Raw genomic sequence first — 21,727 nt, forward strand, 5'->3', positions numbered from 1 at the left:
ATACACTACAAAAAAGTGTGAAACTAAAAATGGCTAAAACCTTATGAATAAAGGGCTTAGCCATTTTTTATGCTTTTTTAACTTCTAAAGTCAAGATCCTATATCCTTCTCATTTTATACTATTTACGCATGTTTTACAATATTTCACGTATTTCTCGAACGACAATGCACACTTCACGATTTTTCGATATTTTCCAATAATAAAAAGTCCGCTTGTATAAACGAACTTATCTTCTCTTTATTGTTGTTTTGTCTTTATTCTTGATCGTTTACATATCATACCTTCGACCAAATGATATGGTTTTATGCATAACATACCAAGTCCAATACCAATTGCATATAAGCTAATATCACTTAAATCAAATGAACCACGACTTAACACATATTGTAACACTTCCATCAAGATACCAAAGCTTAGACATGAAAGATATAACATCCATTTCCTTTTGACAATTGGTTGTAAGACTAATGGTGCAGGAACAAACAACAAAATATTTAATACTACCAATTGTACCAAGTATTGATAACCAGACTGCAAGTCATCAATAAATGCAAATGGATTAAATCCATTACTAATCAGTCCTTCAACATAGATTTGTCTACGTGCCAAAAGTAGTACAGCTACAATCAAGAAGTAGCCCAAACAAACCATTCGTTTCTCAAAAGCATTCCAACCGATGCAAACATACGAAATAAATGCATATACAAATACACACATACTACCAACGATAATTGCATATTGCATCCAATTCGGATTATTAAATCGCATCAGTTCCTGAATAATTGGATAACATAGAAGTATTCCTACTACACAGGCAATGCCAAACAGATGTTTTTTATTATTCAAAAAATCTCTCATCGTACGTCCTCTATGCATATATACTACCATATTCATTTTTATTTACGTGAACATACAATGATTTTCTTGTGTTATTTTTTGTTGGTTATTTTGAAAGTAATTGCTTTAACTCATCTACTGATGCAACTTTTCCAGAGATAATTACCTTTCCTTTATAGACAAGTGCAGGTGTCGACATAACTCCATAACTCGCAATTTCTACCATATCAGTTACTTTCTCAATATCTGTAGATAGATCTAATTGTTGCAAAGCTTGTTTTGCATTTGTTGCAAGTTCATTGCATTTTGCACATCCAGAACCTAAGACTTTCACTTCTGCTCCTTTTACACTTTCCATTTGTCCATCGATACCTGATGGCTTTACATTCTTTTTAAATAGTTTCATACGCTCCTCCTAAAATATATATTGAAACACATTGAATAAATAACCAATAATCATAATTGAAATACCAACAATAGCGATAAATGTTGCTAATAATTGTGGTTTTACTGCACGTTTAAGCATAATCATTGATGGCAAAGATAATGCAGTAACTGCCATCATAAAAGATAAAACCGTTCCTAATCCAACACCTTTTGCATATAATGCTTCAGCAATTGGAATCGTTCCAAAGATATCTGCATACATTGGAATTCCGACAATGGTTGCTAGAATTACTGAAAATGGATTGTCTTTGCCAAGAATGGACTGGATAAAAGATTCAGGTAATACGTTATGTATCAAAGCACCAATACCAACCCCAACCAAGACATATGGAAACACTTTTTTAAAGGTTGATACAACTTGTTCTTTGGCAAAATCAATCCGCTCTTTATAGCCTACGTTCACATCATCGATTGTTACATTTGGTGCATCCTTAATAAAGGATTCAACATATTTCTCCATTCCTAGCTTTTCGATCAACAGTCCTCCTAATACTGCAATAATAAGTCCAGCAAGCACATAGACAACTGCAATCTTCCAACCAAAGATTGACATCAACAACACCAAAGAACCTAAGTCCACCATCGGTGAAGAAATCAAAAATGAAAAGGTAACGCCTACTGGTAAACCAGCACTTGTAAATCCCATAAAAATAGGAATCGATGAACAACTACAAAATGGTGTAATCGTACCCAACAAAGCACTTAATATATTTGCCCATATCCCACGAAATCTTGATAGTATCTTTTTTGTCCGTTCTGGTGGAAAGTAACTTTGAATGTATGATATTCCAAATATCAATACAGATAACAGCCATAGTATCTTAATCACATCATAGATAAAGAAATGTATACTTGCTCCCAGTGTTTCGTGAATATTGATACCAACTAATTCAAGCATTGATCCAACCAGTCAGTTTAACCATTGCATTCCTAATATTTCATTTTGTATAAAATCCCACATATTCTCTCCTTATATCGATTATCATCGATATGTAGATTATACACATTATATCGATATACGTCAATATGTATTATAAAAGAAAAGAAGCTTATGCTTCCTTACAACATGTACCATCAAACAATTCCAGTAAATCATTACGTGTTTTTGCACACACATCCTTACTAATTGTATAGTTTATCCATTTCCCTTTTTTTGTTGCTGTTACTAATCTTGCATCCGTTAAGATCTTCATATGATGTGATAATGTAGACTGTACAATATTCAAATCTTGTAATAAATCACAAGCACATCGTTCACCTTGTGTTTTCAGTATCGAAAAAATCTTGATTCTATTTTCATCACTCAATGCTTTCATAACTACAATCAATTGTTTATCCATATGTATACCTCATTGTCCTAAATATAACGAAAAGTATAGTTGATGTCAAACATACAAATGAAATAGTCATTCTTCATAAAAAAACACCTAGTGTAAGTACTAGATGTTGTAAATCATATGGTGGAGCTGAGGAGAGTCGAACTCCTGTCCAAAAATAGCCTCGTGTACAAACGTCTACAGTTTAGTTTGTTTATATAAGAGTTAGATTGAAAACAAACAATCGAGTCTAACAATTTGGTTTATTCAATTTCAAGGATGTAGCTAAACCAAATACATCCCCTATCTTCCTAGTTATACGAGTTTAGCAAGTGGAAAGATACACTCACCAACAAGGCTGCAAACCAGTTGTTAGGTTAAATTAAGCAGCGAAAGCTACGCTTTGGTTAGCACCAAAGAAGCTTGATAATTTGTTTTTTCCAGTTAAATTGGATTGATGGTTACGCCATCAGCCGACTGCAGTTCATACTAGACATATCCCTGTCGAAACCATGACAGCCCCATGTCGTAGATAGTATAACACTATCTATATTTCTTTGCCAACTTTTGCATCATACGACTTGCATCACGATCTTTTTCCGTTTGACGCTTATCATATAAGTGTTTCCCCTTTGCTAAAGCAATTTCAAGTTTTGCTTTACCATGGTGAATATATAACCGTAGTGGCACAACGGTATATCCTTGTAGTTTTACCTTTTGTTGGAGTTTCTTAATCTCATGCTTATGCAATAAGAGTTTTCTTTCTCTAGTCTCATCGTGATTGAAACGATTTCCATATTCATATGGAGGAATGTGCATATTTTTAATATATGCTTCACCATCAATAAATGTGATGAAGCTTTCTTTCAATTGCACAGATCCTTTACGGATACTTTTAATCTCTGTTCCATGCAAAACAAGGCCAGCTTCAAACGTGTCCTCAATGAAATATTCATGCTTTGCTTTTCGATTGACAGTGATTACTTGCATATTTCCTCCTAGTAAACTACTTCTATTTTATCATTCATGACTTGATTAAGTAAATCAATAAAATACTGACGTTTCATATCCAATCCTTTTTGCGTTAAGGTATGAACACTTGCCATTTCATCCGTATAGTCTTTTAATGCATAGACTTTATAGTTATGGAATGCATTGGTGATTTGTGTAATCGTCGGAATGAATTTCACATCTTTGAATGTTACTTCTTTTGTTTTGGTGTCATAGCTCATAGTAAAACTTGCTAGACCACCTAACATATTGTCATTTCCATCTTGTGCAGATAGAAAGTTTCCTAATGAATAATAGGTTAGTGTTGTATTTCCATTTTTACCAGTGAGAATATCTCCAGTTTGAATGACATGTGGATGTCCACCAATAATAACATCAGCACCTGCATCACTTAAAAACTGTGCAAGTTCTTTTTGTTCGTCATTTGGTTCAAAGTGGTATTCTTCACCCCAGTGCATACTTACCATTTGAATATCACTATTTGCATTTGCTTCTTTCATGTCTTTAGCGATAATCTCTTTATCGATAAGATTGATTAGATATGATTTTCCTTCTGGTAATTCAAAGCCATTCAGTCCATATGTATAACTTAGAAATGCGACTTTCACACCTTTGATTTCACGGTATCGAATTCGTGATTCATTTGCATCTACTTGCATTCCTGTTTGCATAAGGTCCAATTGCTTTAAATAGTTGTATTGATTGATGACACCTTGTTCACCACGATCATAACTATGATTACTTGCTGTATTGATCCAGTTAAATCCAGCACCTTTTACATCATCTAAGATTTCATATGGACCATTGAATTGTGGATAATGACTTAATCCTAGTTCATCACCAGCTGCAAGCGTTTCTTGGTTGATGTAAGAAATATCCTTTTGGATATATGGAAGCATTGGTTCATACATCTCATCAAAGCCATAACTACCATCTGCTTTTTTTGCATAATAGTATACTGCTTCATGGATTAGATTATCACCAACTGCAGATACACTAATATCCACCACTTTACCTTCTTCTACTGGTTTGTTGGTATCTTTTGATGTATCATCTTTCTTTGTATCTGATGGATTTGAACCACAAGCAACTAACATACACATGATGACTATGACTACCAATTTTTTCATCTTACATCCCCCTAGTTATTTCTTAACAATCACAAAATCAATTTGCTTACGCATCTTGCTAGCATCTTCGACTTTAATTAAGACTTTTTGTCCCATTTTATAAATTATACCACTTGTTTCTCCAACTAATGCTTTTGCATTTTGATCATAGTGATAATAATCATCTTCTAAACTTGTAATATGTACAAGTCCTTCCACTGTATTTTCCAGTTCCACGAATAATCCAAAACGAGTAACTGAAGATATCACACCATGGAACTTTTTACCAATATAGCGTTCCATATATTCACATTTTTTCATATCATCTACATCACGTTCTGCTTCAATCGCATTACGTTCCATTTTCGATGTATGTTCACTTGCTTCATCTAAGAATGCTTCGTCTTTTTCGATCTGTTTAAGATCAGTTGTCGCCTTAAAGTAGTAACGTTTCAGCATTCGGTGGACAAGTAAATCAGGATAGCGTCGAATTGGAGACGTAAAGTGTGTATACTCTTTCAATCCCAAACCAAAGTGTCCTAAATTGACCATATCGTAACGTGCTTTTTGCATACTACGAAGCATATACGTACTTAACACATCAAAATTTTCATTCCCTTTTGCTTGCACTAATAAATCTTGTAATTGCTTTGGATAGATATTTTGTGGATCAGCTTTTAATGGATATCCTAATGCACTACTTAAGTTGGCAAATTCACGAATCTTCTTAGAATCTGGATTTTCATGCACGCGATACATACTTGGCATTTGCATATGCTTTGTATGTGAGGCAATACATTCATTTGCGGCAATCATAAAGTCTTCAATCATACGTTCTGCATCACCGCGTTCACGTAATACGATATCTTTGACTCTTCCTTTTGCATCTACAAGGATTTTGCTTTCCTTCTTATCAAAATCGATTTCTCCAAGTTTTGCTTTACGCTTTTGTAGGATCTTAGATAATTCCAACCCTAATGTAATCATCTCTTGTACATCTTTATACTTGCGTGTGACTTTAAGATCACCTGCAAGTATTTTATTTACATCAGTATACGTCATTCGATGACTACTTTTAATTACACTCGGTACGATACGATAATCAACAACTTCACCTACTAGGTTGATTTCCATCACACAGCTCATCGTTAATCGATCCACTTTCTCTTGCAAACTACATACCCCATTACTTAATAGCTGAGGCAACATTGGCACAACGCGATCTACAACATATACACTTGTTGAACGTTTATATGCTTCTTTATCGATAAGTGAACCTTCGGTTACATAATGCGATACATCAGCAATATGCACTTGTAGTTCATAATTACGACCTTTCTTTTTGATGTGGATTGCATCATCTAAATCCTTTGCATCTTCCCCATCAATGGTAATAATGCACGTATCTCTAAAATCCTCGCGTCCTTTTATTTGATCAACTTCCACTGTCTCAGGTATTTGTTGGGCTGCATCAAGCACGGCTTTTGGGAAGACTGGCTCAATATCATGCTCAAGTAAAATCGATAGGATATCCACTCCTGGATCATACTTGTATCCAAGAATTTGCAGAATGCGAATGTACATCGTTTTCCCATACTTTTCAATGAATACTTGTACCTTTGTGTCATTGACCATTTTAAAGGCATCTTTATTCACAATCTTGAATTTTTGTTCAGGCATTGGTGTATCTGGTAAAAACCACATCCGACCATCCTTTTTCTTAATGACACCTACTAACGTGTTCTTATTGCGTGAAATAACTTTGATAATTTCACATTCCACACGACCTTCATTGTCTTGATGAATTCGAGCTAACACCTCATCTCCATCCATAATATTCTTCACTTCATAACGGTTTGCATACACACTTGTGTCTTCATTTTCCACAAACCCAAATCCTTTTGGATTCTTTCGTAATATACCTACAAAATATCCAAGTCGTTCCAAAGGAAAATAACGGTCTTTTTCATCAGTAATGATGATGTATTCATTTTCCAGTGAATTCAATGCTTTTAGTAAAGCTGTAAAGTCTTCGCTACTCTCTACATGGAAAGCACGTTTAAAGTCCTCTACATTCATCCCTTTATACTTTTGGCTTTGCACCGTATCCAGGATCATGTTCATATATTCCATATATTTTCCTCCTTTCTATGAAATAAAAAAAGACCAATAGGTCTTTCTATATTCTAATCGCAATAACTACTAGAAGATTCTAATCGCAATAACTAACATAAAGAAAATAATACCCATTACAAGCGTAATTCTGGCTATTACCTTCTCAGGTCCACGTTCTTTCACATTTGCAAATAGGTTCAAACCATCTCCACCTGTAAAAGCACCACTAATTCCATCAGACTTTCCACTTTGTAATAACGAAAGGACGATAATAGCTCCAGAAACTATCATTAATAATACATCTAACATTTTATACATCCTCCTTTCATATGCCTTACAATTTTAGCATATAATTTAACGTATTTCAATAGGCAAGTTGTGAAACGAAATTCTAATATTTTAAAGTAATTCTACCTATCAACAAAAATAATAAATATTTACCCACCATTTCGCAAACTACTTTTTTATCCTTCAGGATTGTATAATATATCTTCGTATCCTTGTTCCACATACCATTCCAAGTAATCAAAGAAACCTTCATGACTCAATCCATATTCTCTATAATATACGTTTACCCATGCCTATGCTTCTTTCATGCTTTCAATTACTTCTTCATCGCAATCAGTTTCTTCTGTTTCATAATAGTACATGCAATATGTAATATCAATATCTTTACTATTCCTAACTTTTGCTTTTTTTCACGAGGTTTATCGAGACTATCAAATATTACAATTCTCTTATCGTCTTTGTACTCAAAACCAATTGTAATTGTTCTCTCTCCTACCCCTCGTGATAGTCTCCAATAATGTACCCCTAAATCGTTCTTTGAATCGAGAGTAACACTTATTGAAGTTGATCGAGTATCAATTGAGTCAACTATGACTCCAGCCTTATCCATTTTCTCTTGGTACTTTTCTCCACTGAATGTTTGATTGCATCCCATCAGCATGCATATCATAACCAATACACTCAAGATTCTTTTTTTCTCATATCCTGTTATCCCTCTTCTTACAGCACTCACTTAAGTATATATCCACTTTTTATCCTTCAGGATTGTATAATATATCTTCATATCCTTGTTCTACATACCATTCCAAGTAATCAAAGAAACCTTCATGACTCAATCCATATTCTCTATAATATTGGTTTACCCTTGCTTCAGCTTCCTTCATACTTTCAATTACTTCTTCATCACAATCGGTTTCTTCTGTTTCATAATCATATGTACAATATGTAATATCAATATCTTTACTATTTCTAACTTTTGCATTTTTTTCACGAGGTTTATCAAGACTATCAAATATTACAATTCTCTTATCGTCTTTGTACTCAAAACCAATCGTAATTGTTCTTTCTCCTACCCCTTGTGATAATCGATGATATGCTACACCTAAATCAATCTTTGGATCGAGAGTAACACTTATTGAAGTTGATCGAGTATTAATCGAGTCAATTACGACTCCTGCCTTTTCCATTTTTTCTTGATACTTTTCTCCACTAAATGTTTGATTGCATCCCATCAGCATGCACATTACAACCAATATACTTACGATTCTTTTGTTACTCATACCCTGTTATCCCTCTTCTTACAACATTCACTTGAATGTTTATCCACTTTTTTATCCTTCAGGATTGTATTCAATATCTTCGTATCCTTGTTCTACATACCATTCCAAGTAATCAAAGAAACCTTCATGACTCAATCCATATTCTCTATAATATTGGTTTACCCTTGCTTCAGCTTCCTTCATGCTTTCAATTACTTCTTCATCACAATCAGTTTCTTCTGTTTCATAATAGTACATGCAATATGTCATATTTAAATCTTTGCTATTATAATACTTTGCTTTTTTTTTCATGAGGCTTATCCAGACTATCAAGTATTACAATTCTTTTATCGTCTTTATACTCAAAACCAATCGTAACTGTTCTCTCTCCTAACCCTCGAGATAATCGATGATATGCTACACCCAAACCGTTCTTTGAATCGAGTGTAATACTTATGGAAGTTGATCGCGTGTTAATCGCATCAATTACAACTCCAGCTTTATCCATTTTCTCTTGGTACTTTTCTCCACTGAATGTTTGATTACATCCCATCAGCATACACATTGCAATCAATACACTCAAGATTCTTTTTTTTCTCATATCCTGTTATCCCTCTTCTTACAACATTCACTTAAGTGTATATCCACTTTTTTATCCTTCAGGATTGTATTCTATATCTTCGTATCCTTGTTCCACATACCATTCTAAATAATCAAAGAAACCTTCATGACTCAATCCATATTCTCTATAATATTCGTTTACCCTTGCTTCTGTTTCCTTCATGCTTTTAATTACATCTTCATCACAATCAGTTTCTTCTGTTTCATAATCATATGTACAATATGTAATATCTATTTTCTTATTATTATATAATTCTGCTTCTTTTTTGCGATAATTATCAATACTATCAAATATCACAATATTCTTATCTCTTTCATATATATAATCAATCGAGAATATTTTCTTCCCTATACCTCGCGATAATCGATTATATGATACTCCTAAATCGTTCTTTGGATCAATCACAATATTTATCGTGGTCGCTCTAGTATTAATTGAAGTAATTTCAATTCCAGCTTTATCCATTTTCTCTTGGTACTTTTCTCCACTAAATGTTTGATTGCATCCCATCAACATACATATCATAACCAATATACTTAAGATTCTTTTATTTCTCATAGCATTACTCCCCTACTTTCTTAATCATAAAATTTTCAACTCGTATTACAATCTCTTCAATTTTGTTCACATATTCTAAATCGTTATACAAATCTGCTACATCTACTTTAGGAAGTTTAATATATAATGTCCCTTTCTCATCTTCAGTATACTCACATCCAGACAAGGAATCGCACAATTTCTTTACTTCACCTTTTTTTTCCATTTTACCCACATTAATTCCATATGTTGCTATTGCATCTAACTTCTGATTATAATTATCTACTGCTATTCCTGTAGCTTCGCTAAGAATAAACTGTGTCTTATCTTTCACTGTTATACACTTCAGATCAAATTCATCTACCAACCCTGAATTAAGTAATACATCTTCATCTGTAAATCTTGAAGTACTTGTATACTTTCCGTTTTTATACTTTTCTATTTGCTTTGAATCAATTCCATACACATTCATAATATCTGACAATGCAATTGCACCATCTACTATAGTTAGTACTCCTATCTGATCCACAAATCCGACACCATAACTCATTAACCCCAATAGGGTATCTACTCGATCCATCATTCGTTTATTTTCTACATAATCGATTATCATTTCTTTTTCTCCTAATCGACCATGTGATTTTACTTCAAATTCCACAGCATTGTTATTACCTGAATCTGCAAACGATACTCCAGTAAGTAATCCTTTTCCATCTATCTCGTCATATGAAAATAGCGCTTCTGTTCCTAATATACCTCTTAGATCAAATACATAATCTAATTGTATGCTCATTTCCAACATTGCTTCTACTTTTACAAATCGTTTCGCATATTTTTCCCATTCGAAATCTTTGTTGTTTACATTTAGGATTCCTTCTTCTCGTAGTTTATGTTCACTCATAAAAAGTACTAATTGAAATAGTGGTGAAGGTGAATACCCATTCTTCACCTGCGATTTTTCCGTGTCATATATTTGTGTTATGTCATATGGCACATTATATCCATACGTCATAATTAATGGCATTTCACTTTCATCAATGCGAATGATAATATCCGTGATATTTTCGAATTCTTCACGACTAACTTCACCAATATCTTTCTTAAGTATTCTTTCGATATACTTCTTTCCTTCGTCAGTCAATTTACCATCTGCAGTAATGTATTTAGATAAATATGCGTCTTTCGACTTTTCTACCCATGATAAATCAACATCTGTAAACTGCAGTTTTTTAGTATCAAAACTTACATCCTTTACTACTTCGATTCCGCGCTTTAACTGTTGAATGTATATCTCTGTGTGATCATAATACTTATTTGCTTGTATGTCATAATCATAAAGATCATCTATCTTTCTTCTCAACACTCTTAAATTATATTGATATAGTTCTTCAATCCCTGCAGTAAACTGCATTGGCATACTTTCCAATTTTCTTAACATTCCGTTTATACTCATAATTATCGTCTCAATTTCTTCCTCATTAAGATATTGATCTCCGAGCATACATGTGTATAGATTTTCAGTACTTCGATTTGATCGAATCAGTTCCTCACACAACCAAATATGAATCTGATATAAATTATAATACACACTTCGTATATAACGTTTATGAGCTGCAAATGCTTGTCCTTGTAATTCTTGATTCACACAAAAAGCATCAATCTCTTTCAATACAGATTGACTAGTTTCTTTCATTTCTCTTAATGCACTATTTAAATCACTGAATTGGTTTTGTATCTCTCTAAGATGGAAGGACTTCATTTTCTGTTTCCTCCTCTTTACTTATTTCTCTTTCTATCTCTTCTAACTCTTGACTTACTTTATTCATTGCCCTTTTATGAATATCCAAGCTTTCTTTTGACATATTCCCACTGTCAGTCAAAGGAAATATCTCATAAAGATTTGCAAACAATTCATTGCTTTCCTTTAATAATTCTCTTAGTTCTTCAAGTTTCCCTTTTTGTATATACAACACATCTTTACTATTCATTTTCCAATTTCATCTCCAATCTTCGTATCAAGATTTTTAAAGCTTTTGGAAATAGTTTCTACTTTACCCATATCTCTTTTAAAGTAATTATGAATACTTTTGTGTATAGTAAAAGTTTCATTTGCTTGAAATGAAATTCTTTCTTGTGTAGATAGAGTAGTAGCAGATGAATATTTTACTTGATTGATAGTTGTTTTTACTTTAGCTTGTAGTTTATTAAGAAAACTACTTATATACTTATGATTAACTCGAACTGACATTCTTTTCCCCTCATATCATTTAATTATATAATTATAACAGTTGAGATTTTTTCGTCAATGTTCGTTTACTTTGCTCAATCATTTCATAACGACTAAAGCGGTAATTTTTACAATTGTGAAACTGATGGTTTTTTATCATTTTCTTGATTACGACTCAACGGTAAGAAGAAAAAAGACACAATTGGCATTGCTAAATATAGCACCATAATAACATCGTGTGCACCGTTTGCCTGCACGATTTAATAACATGTCAAACGAGTAAAACTTTATGATTCAATACATATTCCTTATAATCACACCTACAACTACATCATTATCCTAATCATTTGTCTCTTTTATAACAGCACATACAATGTAACACACTACTATCTATATTATTAAGTTTTACATTTCTCCATATTCTCCAATCATATTTATAGTATTTCTTTTTTAGAATATCAGCTAAATATAAAGAAAACGACCACCGAAGTGATCGTCTCTATTGATGAATGTAAATTATTTCTTAATGTTGTAGAAAGCGTCCATTCCTGGGTAAACAGCGATGTCGTTTTCTCCACGGTCGTTAAGTTCATCGTTAATACGTAATAATTGGTTGTATTTCGCGATACGGTCTGTACGTGACATAGAACCAGTTTTAATTTGTCCAGCGTTTAATCCAACTGCGATATCAGCGATTGTTGAATCTTCTGTTTCTCCTGAACGGTGAGAAACTACACAAGTGTATCCAGCTTTCTTAGCCATTTCGATAGCGTCGAAAGTTTCTGTTAAAGTACCAATTTGGTTAACTTTGATTAGGATTGAGTTAGCAATTCCTTTTTCGATTCCTTCTTTTAAGATTTTAGGGTTTGTAACGAATAAGTCATCTCCAACTAATTGGATTTTGTTTCCAAGACGGTCAGTTAATTTTTTCCATCCGTCCCAGTCGTTTTCTCCTAAACCATCTTCGATTGAAACGATTGGGTATTTTTCTACCCATTCAGCATACATATCGATCATTTCGTCAGTAGTTCTTGTACCTTGACCTGATTTAGCTAAATCGTAGTTTTTAGTTTCTGCATTGTAGAATTCAGATGCAGCAACGTCCATTGCGATGCAAATGTCTTTTCCTGGAACGTATCCAGCAGCTTCAATAGCAGCAACGATTAATTGTAATGGTTCTTCGTTTCCATCTTTACAGCTAGGTGCGAATCCACCTTCGTCTCCAACGTTTGTGTTGTATCCTTTAGCTTTTAATACACCACGTAATTTGTGGAACGTTTCAGCTCCCATACGTAATGCTTCTTTGATGTCTTTAGCACCAACTGGCATAATCATGAATTCTTGGAAGTCTACAGTTGAATCTGCGTGAGATCCACCGTTTACTACGTTCATCATTGGAACTGGTAAAGTTTTTCCATTGAATCCACCGAAGTATTTGAATAAAGGCATTCCGTAGTAATCAGCAGCAGCGATTGCAGCAGCCATTGATACACCAAGGATAGCGTTAGCTCCAAATTTTGATTTGTCAGGTGTTCCATCTAATTCGATCATTGTTTTATCGATCATTGCTTGGTCAGTTACGTCTAATCCGATAACTGCTTCAGCGATAATATCGTTTACGTTAGCAACGGCTTTTGTTACACCTTTTCCATCGAAACGAGTTTTGTCTCCATCGCGAAGTTCTAAAGCTTCTCTTTCTCCTGTAGATGCTCCTGAAGGTACCATTGCACGTCCATATGCACCAGATTGTGTAGTTAATTCAACTTCTACAGTTGGGTTACCACGAGAATCGATTACTTCTCTCGCGAAAACATCAATAATAATTGGCATTTTGTAAATTCCTCCTTGTGTTTTGCACGTGATTATTGTAACACAAAGGATTCTTTATGGAAAGGTAAATGAAATCATTTTCCAAATAATAGTTATTTTTTTCACAAAAAGAAATCAATTCCTTCCTAAAATCCTCAAAACACGTGTATTTATGCGTTTTATTATACATTTTATAAAGAAAAAGCAAGACGAATCTTGCTTATAGTTTTGTATCATCAATTGTATCGTAATACTGTGAAATCTTATCCATTACATCAGCTAAACATCCTTCTGAGAATGGGTCTTTTAGGTTTGCTTTTGCGACAATTTGTCTAAATGGTAAAGTACCACCTAACTTACAAATTTCATAGTAATCTGAAAATGCATTTGCATCTTTATTTTGAAGGCGTAGCCAGAATTGTAAAGCAACTACTTGTGCCAATGTGTAATCTACATAATAGAATGGATCAGAGAAAATATGCGCTTGTCTAAACCACCATGTTCCTTTATCTAAGAAAGGAATATCACTATAGTCTTTATGTGGTAAATATTGTTTTTCTAATTTCCTCCACGCTGCTTTTCTTTCAGAAGGCGTCATTTCTGGATTTGCATATACTTCATGTTGGAAGTGATCCACAGTAATTCCATAAGGTAAGAATTTTATAGCACCGCCTAAATGTGTATAGTAGTATTTTTCTACATCTTCTTCAAAGAATTTAGGCATCCAAGGCCATGCAAAGAATTCCATACTCATTGAATGAATTTCCGCGCTTTCATACGTTGGCCAAATACAATCACTAGGTTTAATATTTCTAGATGAATACACTTGGAATGCATGTCCAGCTTCATGAGTTAAAACATCTACATCTCCAGCAGTTCCATTAAAGTTACTAAAGATAAATGGACTTGCATAATCGGAGATAAACGTACAGTATCCACCACCACGTTTTCCAGGTTTTGCCACTAGATCAAGTAATTCATTGTTTACCATGTAATCAAAGAATTCACCAGTTGGCTCACTCAATTCATGATACATATTTTGTGCGATTTTCACCATTTGATCTTTATCATATTTTGGTGTTGGGTTTCCCGTTGTAAATTCATATCCATTGTTGTAAACCGCAAGTGTATTCACACCTAAACGTTTCTTCTGTGCATCATATAAACGTGTAGCTACAGGTACAACATCGCTAAGAATTTGTTTACGGTACGTTGCAACATCATCCGCATTATAATCAAAACGATTCATACGTACATATCCAAGTTCAATAAAATTATTGAATCCTAATTCTTTGGCAATTTTTGCACGAACTTTCACTAATCGATCATAGATATCATCGATTTCACTCTCGTGTTCTTCCATATAGCCCCAGTATGCTTTATGCGCACCTTCACGTGTTGCAACATCTGGATCATCCATCTTTCCACCTAAGCTTGCAAGTGTATATGTTTCACCTTCAAATTCAATTTGCGCTTTTGCAATTAGTTTCTCATATTCACTAACTAAACGGTTTTCTTCTTGCAGGTCTCCTACGATTTTTTCATCATATGACTTTAATGCATTTTCCGCTTTCCAGAAATAGGTCATTGGAACTTCATTTTCTAGTTCTGGACGGAATGGACTATCTAATACAATTTTACTAATCTTAGAGCTAATCCCCATTAAAATTGGAATATGCTCATCCCAAAATGTGTTTTCTGCATCATAAAATGCATCAGTTGTGTCAATGGTATGACGAACATGCATTAATGAATACATACTTTCTGCATGAGATAAAACTTCATCTGCTTTATCAAATGCTGTTTTAAATACCTCATATGTATCTGCATGTTTTAGTTGTTCGACAAGTTTGTCAATTTCACTTTTTAACGTATCAAAATTCGTACGTTCATATTTGTAATCCTTAAATTTCATACATTTCACCTCTATGTTCCATTATACTCAATTTTATAGTTGATTTATACAAACTTGCAAAAGAATTGAAAAAAGACTACAGCGAACTGTAGTCTATCCAAACATCCATAAAAATAATTGAATGATAATAAAGAAAAAGAATATAACAGCTAAGACAACAGGAATGATGACACTTGCCGCAGCAATCAAGATGGCTAGAAAGTCACCTTTTTCAAGGTTTGCTTGCTTTCCTTCTTGAATCTCTTTCTTTTTTAAGATATCTCTAATCTTCGGTTTTGACATTAAATTCACCTGCGAAATGACATTTTACAAAGTGATCTGGAGCGACTTCTTTTTCCACTGGATCAGTTTGCTTACAAATATCTTTTGCAAATGGACAACGAGGATGGAATTTACATCCACTTGGCAAGTTTACGTTACTTGGAATTTCCCCTTTAATCATCGACATTTCCAAATGTTCATTTGGATCTGGCTTAGGAATCGCTGCCATTAATGACATTGTGTATGGGTGTTGTGGATTGTTGAAGATTTGATCTTTATCAGCAATTTCCACAATACTTCCTAAGTACATAACTCCAACACGATCACTGATGTGTTTTACAACACTCAAGTCATGTGAAATAAAGATATAAGAAATCTTTTGTTCTTCTTGTAAATCCATCATTAAGTTCAAGATTTGTGATTGAATCGATACGTCAAGCGCACTAACTGGTTCATCACAAATAATGAATGTTGGATCAAGTGCTAATGAACGTGCAATCCCAATACGTTGACGTTGCCCACCAGAAAATTGGTGAGGGTAACGATAACAGTAGTAAGGTGGAAGACCACATTTTTTCATTAGTTCAAGAACGTGTTCTTTTAGTTCATTTCCACGTTTAAAGTATCCATGAGCAACTAAAGGTTCACTAAGAATATTATAAATATTCATTCTAGGGTTTAATGAAGAATATGGATCTTGAAAAATGAATTGCATATCTTCACGAAGTTTACGCATTTCTTTTCTTGATTTTGCCAGTACATTTTCACCTTTGAAAATAACTTCTCCGCTTGTTGGTTCATGAAGACGGATAATCGCACGACCTAGCGTAGATTTCCCACATCCTGATTCACCTACAAGTCCTAACGTTTCACCTTCGTATAGTCTGAAGCTTACACCATCAACCGCTTTTACGAATTGTTTATTGAAACGTCCTTTTCCAACAGGGAAATGTTTTGTTAAGTTCTTAACTTCCAAAATGACTTTTTTGCCATTTGGTCCAACTTGAACATCTTTAACTTGTTCGCTCATTATTTCCCCTCCTTCTTATTTAAATCAACATCTTCATATAAGAAACAACTTACATGGTGACGTGATTTGATTTTACATGTTGGAGGTTGTGATTCACGACATTTATCCATTACATTTGGACAACGGTCTGCGAAGTAACATCCTTTTGGTAAATATAAAGAGTTTGGTACAGAACCTTCGATCGTTGCTAAACGACCTCCTTCTGTATTAAGTGAAGGCATACTTGCCATTAACCCTTTTGTATATGGGTGTTTAGGGTTTGCAAACAATTCCTTAACTGGAGCTGTTTCCACTACTTTCCCTGCATACATAACGTTAACGTTATCTGCCATTTGCGCAACAACCCCAAGGTCATGCGTAATTAACATAATTGAAGTTCCAAGTTTCTTTTTCAAATCATTCATCAATGAAAGAATTTGTGCTTGGATTGTAACATCTAATGCCGTTGTTGGCTCATCAGCAATCAACAGTTTTGGGTTACATGCAAGAGCCATCGCGATCATTACACGTTGACGCATTCCCCCAGACAGTTGGTGAGGATAGTCCGTTACAACTTTTTCAGGACGTGCAATACCAACAAGTGTTAGCATTTCAACAGCACGTGCCTTAGCTTCTTCTTTTGTTACATCTTCGTGAAGCAATACAGCTTCCATAATTTGATCCCCAATTTTAAATACTGGGTTCAGTGAAGTCATTGGTTCTTGGAAAATCATTGAAATTTCATTTCCACGAATGTCACGAATTTCTTCATCAGACATTCCTACCATGTTTTTTCCTTCGTATTCGACAATACTTCCATCTACAATTTTCCCTGGTTCATCAACTAAACCAAGAATAGACATTGCAGTTACACTTTTTCCACATCCAGATTCACCAACGATTGCTAGTGTTTCGTTTTCATACATACGGAAGTTGTTTCCATCAACTGCCTTTGAAACTCCTTTTTCTGTGTAGAAATATACTTTTAGATCTCTAACATCTAATAATTTCTTGTTTCTAACTAATTCTGCCATCATACACCTCTATCGTACATCTTTAGGATCAAGCGCGTCACGTAGACCCTCTCCAACTAGGTTAATGGAAATAACCGTTAAGAAACACATAACACCTGCTGGCATCCATGTCCAAGGCATGTTTTGGAAACGTGAAATATCACGTGCAAGTTGCATTAAGTTTCCCCATGTCGGTGTTGGTTCTGTAACTCCCATCCCTAAGAATGATAGTCCAGCTTCTGTTAAGATTGCACTTGCCATCGATAATGTAGCATTTACAATTACAATTGATAGTACGTTTGGAATCAAGTGTTTAAAGATTTTTGAGAAATCGCTTAACCCTAATGATTCACAAGCTTGCATAAATTCTTGTTCACGAAGTGATAAGATTTGCCCACGTACCAAACGCGCAAGCGTTGGCCATGATAATAACCCAATCAAGAATGAAACAACAATCATTTTAATATTACCTTCTACCCACATCATCGTTGCTCCTAAGGCAATGATCATTGGTGTAAATGGTAATGAATAAATAATTTCAGTAAAACGCATCAATAAGTTGTCAATTAGACCACCATAGTATCCTGCTGCTCCACCAATAATTACCCCTAATAATACAGTAATTACAGCTGATACAACCCCTACTAAGATTGAAATACGTCCCCCTAGCAACAAACGGAATAGAACATCACGTCCTTGTTCATCTGTTCCTAGTAAGTGTGATAAACTTGGTCCTTGCCCTTTAGCAGCGAAATCGAAATCATTAACGCTTTGTCCCATAATAATCGGTCCAAAAATAACCGCAAATACAATAATCACAAATAAAATAAGTCCTGCCATCGCAATTTTGTTTTTCTTAAATTTGTTCCACGCGATTCGCCACGGTCCAAGGACTTCTTGATCTTCTTCTCTTACAACCACATTTGGTTCAATAACTTGATCTTTACTCATATGTCCCCCTTTACTCCGTTTTGATTCGTGGATCGACCACAGAATATAATACATCAGATAATAAGTTACCTAATAACATCAATACAGCAGAGAATAATAACACAGCTGTTGTAACACTTAAGTCACGTGAGTTAATAGCTTCAATTAAAATCCATCCTAAACCTGGCCACAAGAAAACCGTTTCCAAAATCATTGCTCCACTGAATAGTGAAGGAATGTATGAACCAAGTAAAGTAACTAAAGGAATGAGGGCATTCTTAAAGGCATGACGGTAAATCACGACTTTTTCTTTCAATCCTTTCGCACGTGCTGTACGAATGTAATCTTGATTAATTACATCAATCATCGCATTACGAACATATCTCGATAACGATGAGAAACTACCGAACGCAAGTACAATCACTGGAATTACCATGTGACTAGCAACATCGGCTAAGTTTGCAAAAATATTTGGATATCCAAAGGCTGCTTGAATTGGATCACGCATACCGTTCATTGGTAATAATCCAAGTTGCAACGATAAGAAGAATACGAGAACTAACCCAAAGAAAAAGGTTGGTACTGATATTCCAAATAAAGAGAATACGGTCCAAAAGTTATCAAATTTGGAGTATTTCTTTGTTGCTTGTTTGATTCCAATAGGAATGGAAACCAAAACTGCTAAAATAAGTGAAATTACATTTAATAAGAATGTATTCCAAATGTATTCACCAATTAATTCGGTAACTGGTTTTTTGTATTTAATTGACTCTCCTAAGTCACCTTGTACTAAACGCCCTGCCCAACGAATGTATTGCTCATGCATCGGTCCGTTTAACCCCAACTGTTCACGGATTACTTCTTTTTGTTCAGGCGTAACTTTCGACCCCATACCTAAATATGCGTTAACAGGATCCCCCGGCATACTTCGGACGGTCGCAAAAATCAATATTGAAATGATGAATATAACGGGAATCATATTCAACAAACGTTTCAATATGTACTTTATCATAATAACCTCCTTTATGTTTCTAATCTAAATATACGCATTCCTTATTATATCAAAAACAGGAAAATAGGGAAAGATATTCTTTCCCCATTTTATCGTTTTCTAAATTCTAAACCCTATTTCATTTTTGCATCTTTTAATGCAGCAGTCCAGTTGTAGAATGTGTTAGTTTTAAATCCTTCGATTTTGTCTTTGTTGTACATATCAAAGTATGTGTTTCCATATACTGGAACCTTAACACAAAGTTCTCCAAGTTTAACAGCGATTTTGTTGTACACTTCTTTTTGTGCATCTTCATCTAATGTACGAAGAGCTTCATCAAGTAATGCATCTAATTCAGGATCGCTAATTCTTGAAAGGTTATCTCCACCGTTTTTAGCTTCTGTTGAGTGGAAAGATGAGAAGATATCAACTTCAGTAGTTGTCCATGATGTTGCCATGAAGAAGATGTTCCATTCATTTAATGCATCATCACTGTATACTTTGTCTAATAATGTGTTGAAGTCAACAGTTGCGATTTTTACATCAGCTCCCATTTCTCCCCAGTTCTTTTGCCACATAGGGATAATGTTAGAAAGGATATCGTGGTCTTTGATTGTTAACGCTTTAATTTCTAAACGTTGTCCATCTTTAACACGGATTCCATCTGCTCCACGAACCCATCCAGCTTCGTCTAATACTTTGTTTGCTTTATCTAAATCGTAGTCAAAGCTATCTAATCCAGCGATTTCTTCAGTTCCACGTACGATGTCTCCCATGCTTGATCCTGGGTTTGCGTACATTTGAGGAACGTAAGCACCTACACCAGGAATTCCTTTACAGTCTGGACATTCGTAGTAAGAATCTACGAACGCTTGACGGTCAAATCCGTACATCATAGCTTTACGTACAGCTACATCACTTGTTACACCTGATGCAGTGTTCATTTCAACGTATCCCATACCTGCACGTGGGTAAGTAGAGAAATCTACGAAGTCAGTTCCAGAAGCTGGTCCAACTTTTTTAGGTTCGATCATACCTGCAAGCATGTCTACTGATTTGTTTTTTAATTCTGTCCAGTCAGTTGTCATTTCTACTGGTTTAATAATTACTTTAGCGATTTCGAATCCTTCACCCCAGTAACTTTCGCTCTTTTCGAATACAGCACCTGTTGCAGCATCCCAAGATTTCATTACGTAAGGTCCAGTTCCGTTTGGTTCACCCATTGCATCTTTAACTACTTTAACATCACCAAATGCGTAGTCAGCGAAGTCTTCAGCGTTAACGATTGCTTGTTTAGCAACTGTTAATAAGTTATCTGAACGTGCTTCAGTAAATGTAAATTGAATTTCTGTATCAGAAATAACTTTAATTCCTGTGAAGTCTTCTAATTTACCTGAACCACCTTCATATTTTTTAGTATCTGGGTTCATTACCCCACGGTAAGCGTCAAGTCCTTCTAAGTAAAGAACTTTTGCTGAGTAACGTCCATCGTATGATGGGTCTGCTAATACTTGGAAAGTAAATGCAACGTCATCTGCAGTTAACGGATCACCGTTAGAGAATTTAATATCTTTTTGTAATTTAAACGTAATTGTTTTTCCATCTTCGCTAATTGTTGGTTCTTCTTTAGCTAATTCTGGAACTAATACGTCATCTTTGTCATAATCCATTAATGAATCATAAGCTAAATCTACAACGTATCCGTCGTAACTACTTGCGTAGTATAGTGGAGAGAATGTCCCTGTTAATTTCTCTGCTCCCATCACAAATGTGTCTGAGCTTTCTGATGATGATCCTCCACACGCAACAAGCGTAATCATCATCGCGAAACAAGATAATAATGTTAATACTTTTTTCACTTTGTTCAAGCCTCCTCTTTATATAATTCCTTGAATGATATCATTTTACAATGTTTTTGAAAGTAATACAACACAATTACGTAATTAGTTTCATTTTTTACATCAATTAATGTAATTTTTTTCAATGTTTGCAAATTATAACATTATGTAATTATTTATGATAAAGTATTT

The 21,727-nt window shown here is 34.5% G+C and carries 24 protein-coding genes and 1 other RNA gene; all 25 read right to left on the minus strand.

From position 1 onward, the window contains the following. Positions 1-238 precede the first annotated feature (238 nt). Positions 239-859, minus strand: a complete 621-nt coding sequence (locus tag EDD63_RS07940; protein ID WP_166667587.1) for a VanZ family protein — start codon at positions 857-859, stop codon at positions 239-241. Positions 860-944: 85 nt separating this feature from the next. After that, entirely contained in the window at positions 945-1,244 is a 300-nt protein-coding gene (locus tag EDD63_RS07945; protein WP_134170221.1) for a thioredoxin family protein, read from the minus strand. A 9-nt stretch (positions 1,245-1,253) separates the two neighbouring features. Beyond that, a complete protein-coding gene (locus EDD63_RS07950) occupies positions 1,254-2,183 on the minus strand; it encodes a permease (protein WP_208318312.1) in 930 nt (309 codons plus the stop codon). 151 nt (positions 2,184-2,334) lie between these two features. Then, positions 2,335-2,625 (minus strand): ArsR/SmtB family transcription factor, encoded by a 291-nt coding sequence (locus tag EDD63_RS07955; RefSeq protein ID WP_134170223.1) that lies wholly within the window; start codon positions 2,623-2,625, stop codon positions 2,335-2,337. A gap of 118 nt (positions 2,626-2,743) precedes the next feature. Then, positions 2,744-3,124, minus strand: a transfer-messenger RNA (tmRNA) gene (ssrA, locus tag EDD63_RS07960). Between the two features lie 20 nt (positions 3,125-3,144). Continuing rightward, positions 3,145-3,591: an SsrA-binding protein SmpB gene (smpB, locus tag EDD63_RS07965; protein WP_134170225.1), complete on the minus strand. Its 447-nt coding sequence runs from the start codon at positions 3,589-3,591 to the stop codon at positions 3,145-3,147. 8 nt (positions 3,592-3,599) lie between these two features. Further along, complete coding sequence (locus EDD63_RS07970) at positions 3,600-4,742, minus strand: CapA family protein (RefSeq protein WP_134170227.1); 1,143 nt, start codon at positions 4,740-4,742, stop codon at positions 3,600-3,602. 15 nt (positions 4,743-4,757) lie between these two features. After that, on the minus strand, positions 4,758-6,854 hold the full coding sequence (rnr, locus tag EDD63_RS07975) for a ribonuclease R (protein ID WP_134170229.1): 2,097 nt from the start codon (positions 6,852-6,854) through the stop codon (positions 4,758-4,760). A 69-nt stretch (positions 6,855-6,923) separates the two neighbouring features. Beyond that, a complete protein-coding gene (secG, locus tag EDD63_RS07980) occupies positions 6,924-7,145 on the minus strand; it encodes a preprotein translocase subunit SecG (protein ID WP_134170231.1) in 222 nt (73 codons plus the stop codon). A 295-nt stretch (positions 7,146-7,440) separates the two neighbouring features. Next, complete coding sequence (locus tag EDD63_RS07985; RefSeq protein ID WP_134170233.1) at positions 7,441-7,857, minus strand: hypothetical protein; 417 nt, start codon at positions 7,855-7,857, stop codon at positions 7,441-7,443. Between the two features lie 19 nt (positions 7,858-7,876). Next, positions 7,877-8,404 (minus strand): hypothetical protein, encoded by a 528-nt coding sequence (locus EDD63_RS07990; RefSeq protein ID WP_134170235.1) that lies wholly within the window; start codon positions 8,402-8,404, stop codon positions 7,877-7,879. A 51-nt stretch (positions 8,405-8,455) separates the two neighbouring features. After that, complete coding sequence (locus EDD63_RS07995; RefSeq protein WP_134170236.1) at positions 8,456-8,695, minus strand: hypothetical protein; 240 nt, start codon at positions 8,693-8,695, stop codon at positions 8,456-8,458. Next, positions 8,670-8,984: a hypothetical protein gene (locus EDD63_RS08000; protein WP_134170238.1), complete on the minus strand. Its 315-nt coding sequence runs from the start codon at positions 8,982-8,984 to the stop codon at positions 8,670-8,672. Before EDD63_RS08000 ends, EDD63_RS07995 begins: the two co-directional genes overlap by 26 nt. 51 nt (positions 8,985-9,035) lie before the next feature. Continuing rightward, on the minus strand, positions 9,036-9,563 hold the full coding sequence (locus EDD63_RS08005; RefSeq protein ID WP_134170240.1) for a hypothetical protein: 528 nt from the start codon (positions 9,561-9,563) through the stop codon (positions 9,036-9,038). A gap of 4 nt (positions 9,564-9,567) precedes the next feature. After that, positions 9,568-11,301, minus strand: coding sequence for a hypothetical protein (locus EDD63_RS08010; RefSeq protein WP_134170242.1), 1,734 nt, complete (start codon positions 11,299-11,301; stop codon positions 9,568-9,570). Beyond that, positions 11,282-11,530, minus strand: a complete 249-nt coding sequence (locus tag EDD63_RS08015; protein ID WP_134170244.1) for a hypothetical protein — start codon at positions 11,528-11,530, stop codon at positions 11,282-11,284. Before EDD63_RS08015 ends, EDD63_RS08010 begins: the two co-directional genes overlap by 20 nt. Further along, positions 11,527-11,790, minus strand: a complete 264-nt coding sequence (locus EDD63_RS08020) for a hypothetical protein (protein ID WP_134170246.1) — start codon at positions 11,788-11,790, stop codon at positions 11,527-11,529. Before EDD63_RS08020 ends, EDD63_RS08015 begins: the two co-directional genes overlap by 4 nt. 495 nt (positions 11,791-12,285) lie before the next feature. Continuing rightward, positions 12,286-13,599, minus strand: coding sequence for a phosphopyruvate hydratase (gene eno / locus EDD63_RS08025; RefSeq protein ID WP_134170248.1), 1,314 nt, complete (start codon positions 13,597-13,599; stop codon positions 12,286-12,288). A 199-nt stretch (positions 13,600-13,798) separates the two neighbouring features. Beyond that, on the minus strand, positions 13,799-15,493 hold the full coding sequence (locus EDD63_RS08030; protein WP_134170250.1) for a M3 family oligoendopeptidase: 1,695 nt from the start codon (positions 15,491-15,493) through the stop codon (positions 13,799-13,801). Positions 15,494-15,586: 93 nt separating this feature from the next. Next, a complete protein-coding gene (locus EDD63_RS08035) occupies positions 15,587-15,775 on the minus strand; it encodes a hypothetical protein (protein ID WP_134170252.1) in 189 nt (62 codons plus the stop codon). Beyond that, entirely contained in the window at positions 15,756-16,784 is a 1,029-nt protein-coding gene (locus tag EDD63_RS08040; protein WP_134170254.1) for an ABC transporter ATP-binding protein, read from the minus strand. Before EDD63_RS08040 ends, EDD63_RS08035 begins: the two co-directional genes overlap by 20 nt. Next, positions 16,784-17,797: an ABC transporter ATP-binding protein gene (locus EDD63_RS08045; protein WP_134170256.1), complete on the minus strand. Its 1,014-nt coding sequence runs from the start codon at positions 17,795-17,797 to the stop codon at positions 16,784-16,786. Before EDD63_RS08045 ends, EDD63_RS08040 begins: the two co-directional genes overlap by 1 nt. A 9-nt stretch (positions 17,798-17,806) precedes the next feature. Beyond that, positions 17,807-18,727, minus strand: coding sequence for an oligopeptide ABC transporter permease (gene opp4C, locus EDD63_RS08050; RefSeq protein ID WP_134170258.1), 921 nt, complete (start codon positions 18,725-18,727; stop codon positions 17,807-17,809). A 10-nt stretch (positions 18,728-18,737) separates the two neighbouring features. Next, complete coding sequence (locus EDD63_RS08055) at positions 18,738-19,718, minus strand: ABC transporter permease (RefSeq protein WP_134170260.1); 981 nt, start codon at positions 19,716-19,718, stop codon at positions 18,738-18,740. Between the two features lie 113 nt (positions 19,719-19,831). Beyond that, a complete protein-coding gene (locus EDD63_RS08060; RefSeq protein ID WP_134170262.1) occupies positions 19,832-21,556 on the minus strand; it encodes an ABC transporter substrate-binding protein in 1,725 nt (574 codons plus the stop codon). Positions 21,557-21,727 lie beyond the last annotated feature (171 nt).

Origin of the sequence: Breznakia blatticola (genome assembly GCF_004365815.1) — a bacterium.
Taxonomy (GTDB): Bacteria; Bacillota_I; Bacilli_A; order Erysipelotrichales; family Erysipelotrichaceae; genus Breznakia; species Breznakia blatticola.

What these genes read in the sequence shown, in the direction of transcription:
- EDD63_RS07940 (WP_166667587.1), bottom strand. Translation starts at nt 859, where the DNA reads ATGAGAGATTTTTTGAATAATAAAAAACATCTGTTTGGCATTGCCTGT.
- EDD63_RS07945 (WP_134170221.1), bottom strand. Translation starts at nt 1,244, where the DNA reads ATGAAACTATTTAAAAAGAATGTAAAGCCATCAGGTATCGATGGACAA.
- EDD63_RS07950 (WP_208318312.1), bottom strand. Translation starts at nt 2,183, where the DNA reads ATGCTTGAATTAGTTGGTATCAATATTCACGAAACACTGGGAGCAAGT.
- EDD63_RS07955 (WP_134170223.1), bottom strand. Translation starts at nt 2,625, where the DNA reads ATGGATAAACAATTGATTGTAGTTATGAAAGCATTGAGTGATGAAAAT.
- smpB (WP_134170225.1), bottom strand. Translation starts at nt 3,591, where the DNA reads ATGCAAGTAATCACTGTCAATCGAAAAGCAAAGCATGAATATTTCATT.
- EDD63_RS07970 (WP_134170227.1), bottom strand. Translation starts at nt 4,742, where the DNA reads ATGAAAAAATTGGTAGTCATAGTCATCATGTGTATGTTAGTTGCTTGT.
- rnr (WP_134170229.1), bottom strand. Translation starts at nt 6,854, where the DNA reads ATGGAATATATGAACATGATCCTGGATACGGTGCAAAGCCAAAAGTAT.
- secG (WP_134170231.1), bottom strand. Translation starts at nt 7,145, where the DNA reads ATGTTAGATGTATTATTAATGATAGTTTCTGGAGCTATTATCGTCCTT.
- EDD63_RS07990 (WP_134170235.1), bottom strand. Translation starts at nt 8,404, where the DNA reads ATGAGTAACAAAAGAATCGTAAGTATATTGGTTGTAATGTGCATGCTG.
- EDD63_RS07995 (WP_134170236.1), bottom strand. Translation starts at nt 8,695, where the DNA reads ATGAAAAAAAAAGCAAAGTATTATAATAGCAAAGATTTAAATATGACA.
- EDD63_RS08000 (WP_134170238.1), bottom strand. Translation starts at nt 8,984, where the DNA reads ATGAGAAAAAAAAGAATCTTGAGTGTATTGATTGCAATGTGTATGCTG.
- EDD63_RS08005 (WP_134170240.1), bottom strand. Translation starts at nt 9,563, where the DNA reads ATGAGAAATAAAAGAATCTTAAGTATATTGGTTATGATATGTATGTTG.
- EDD63_RS08010 (WP_134170242.1), bottom strand. Translation starts at nt 11,301, where the DNA reads ATGAAGTCCTTCCATCTTAGAGAGATACAAAACCAATTCAGTGATTTA.
- EDD63_RS08015 (WP_134170244.1), bottom strand. Translation starts at nt 11,530, where the DNA reads ATGAATAGTAAAGATGTGTTGTATATACAAAAAGGGAAACTTGAAGAA.
- EDD63_RS08020 (WP_134170246.1), bottom strand. Translation starts at nt 11,790, where the DNA reads ATGTCAGTTCGAGTTAATCATAAGTATATAAGTAGTTTTCTTAATAAA.
- eno (WP_134170248.1), bottom strand. Translation starts at nt 13,599, where the DNA reads ATGCCAATTATTATTGATGTTTTCGCGAGAGAAGTAATCGATTCTCGT.
- EDD63_RS08030 (WP_134170250.1), bottom strand. Translation starts at nt 15,493, where the DNA reads ATGAAATTTAAGGATTACAAATATGAACGTACGAATTTTGATACGTTA.
- EDD63_RS08035 (WP_134170252.1), bottom strand. Translation starts at nt 15,775, where the DNA reads ATGTCAAAACCGAAGATTAGAGATATCTTAAAAAAGAAAGAGATTCAA.
- EDD63_RS08040 (WP_134170254.1), bottom strand. Translation starts at nt 16,784, where the DNA reads ATGAGCGAACAAGTTAAAGATGTTCAAGTTGGACCAAATGGCAAAAAA.
- EDD63_RS08045 (WP_134170256.1), bottom strand. Translation starts at nt 17,797, where the DNA reads ATGGCAGAATTAGTTAGAAACAAGAAATTATTAGATGTTAGAGATCTA.
- opp4C (WP_134170258.1), bottom strand. Translation starts at nt 18,727, where the DNA reads ATGAGTAAAGATCAAGTTATTGAACCAAATGTGGTTGTAAGAGAAGAA.
- EDD63_RS08055 (WP_134170260.1), bottom strand. Translation starts at nt 19,718, where the DNA reads ATGATAAAGTACATATTGAAACGTTTGTTGAATATGATTCCCGTTATA.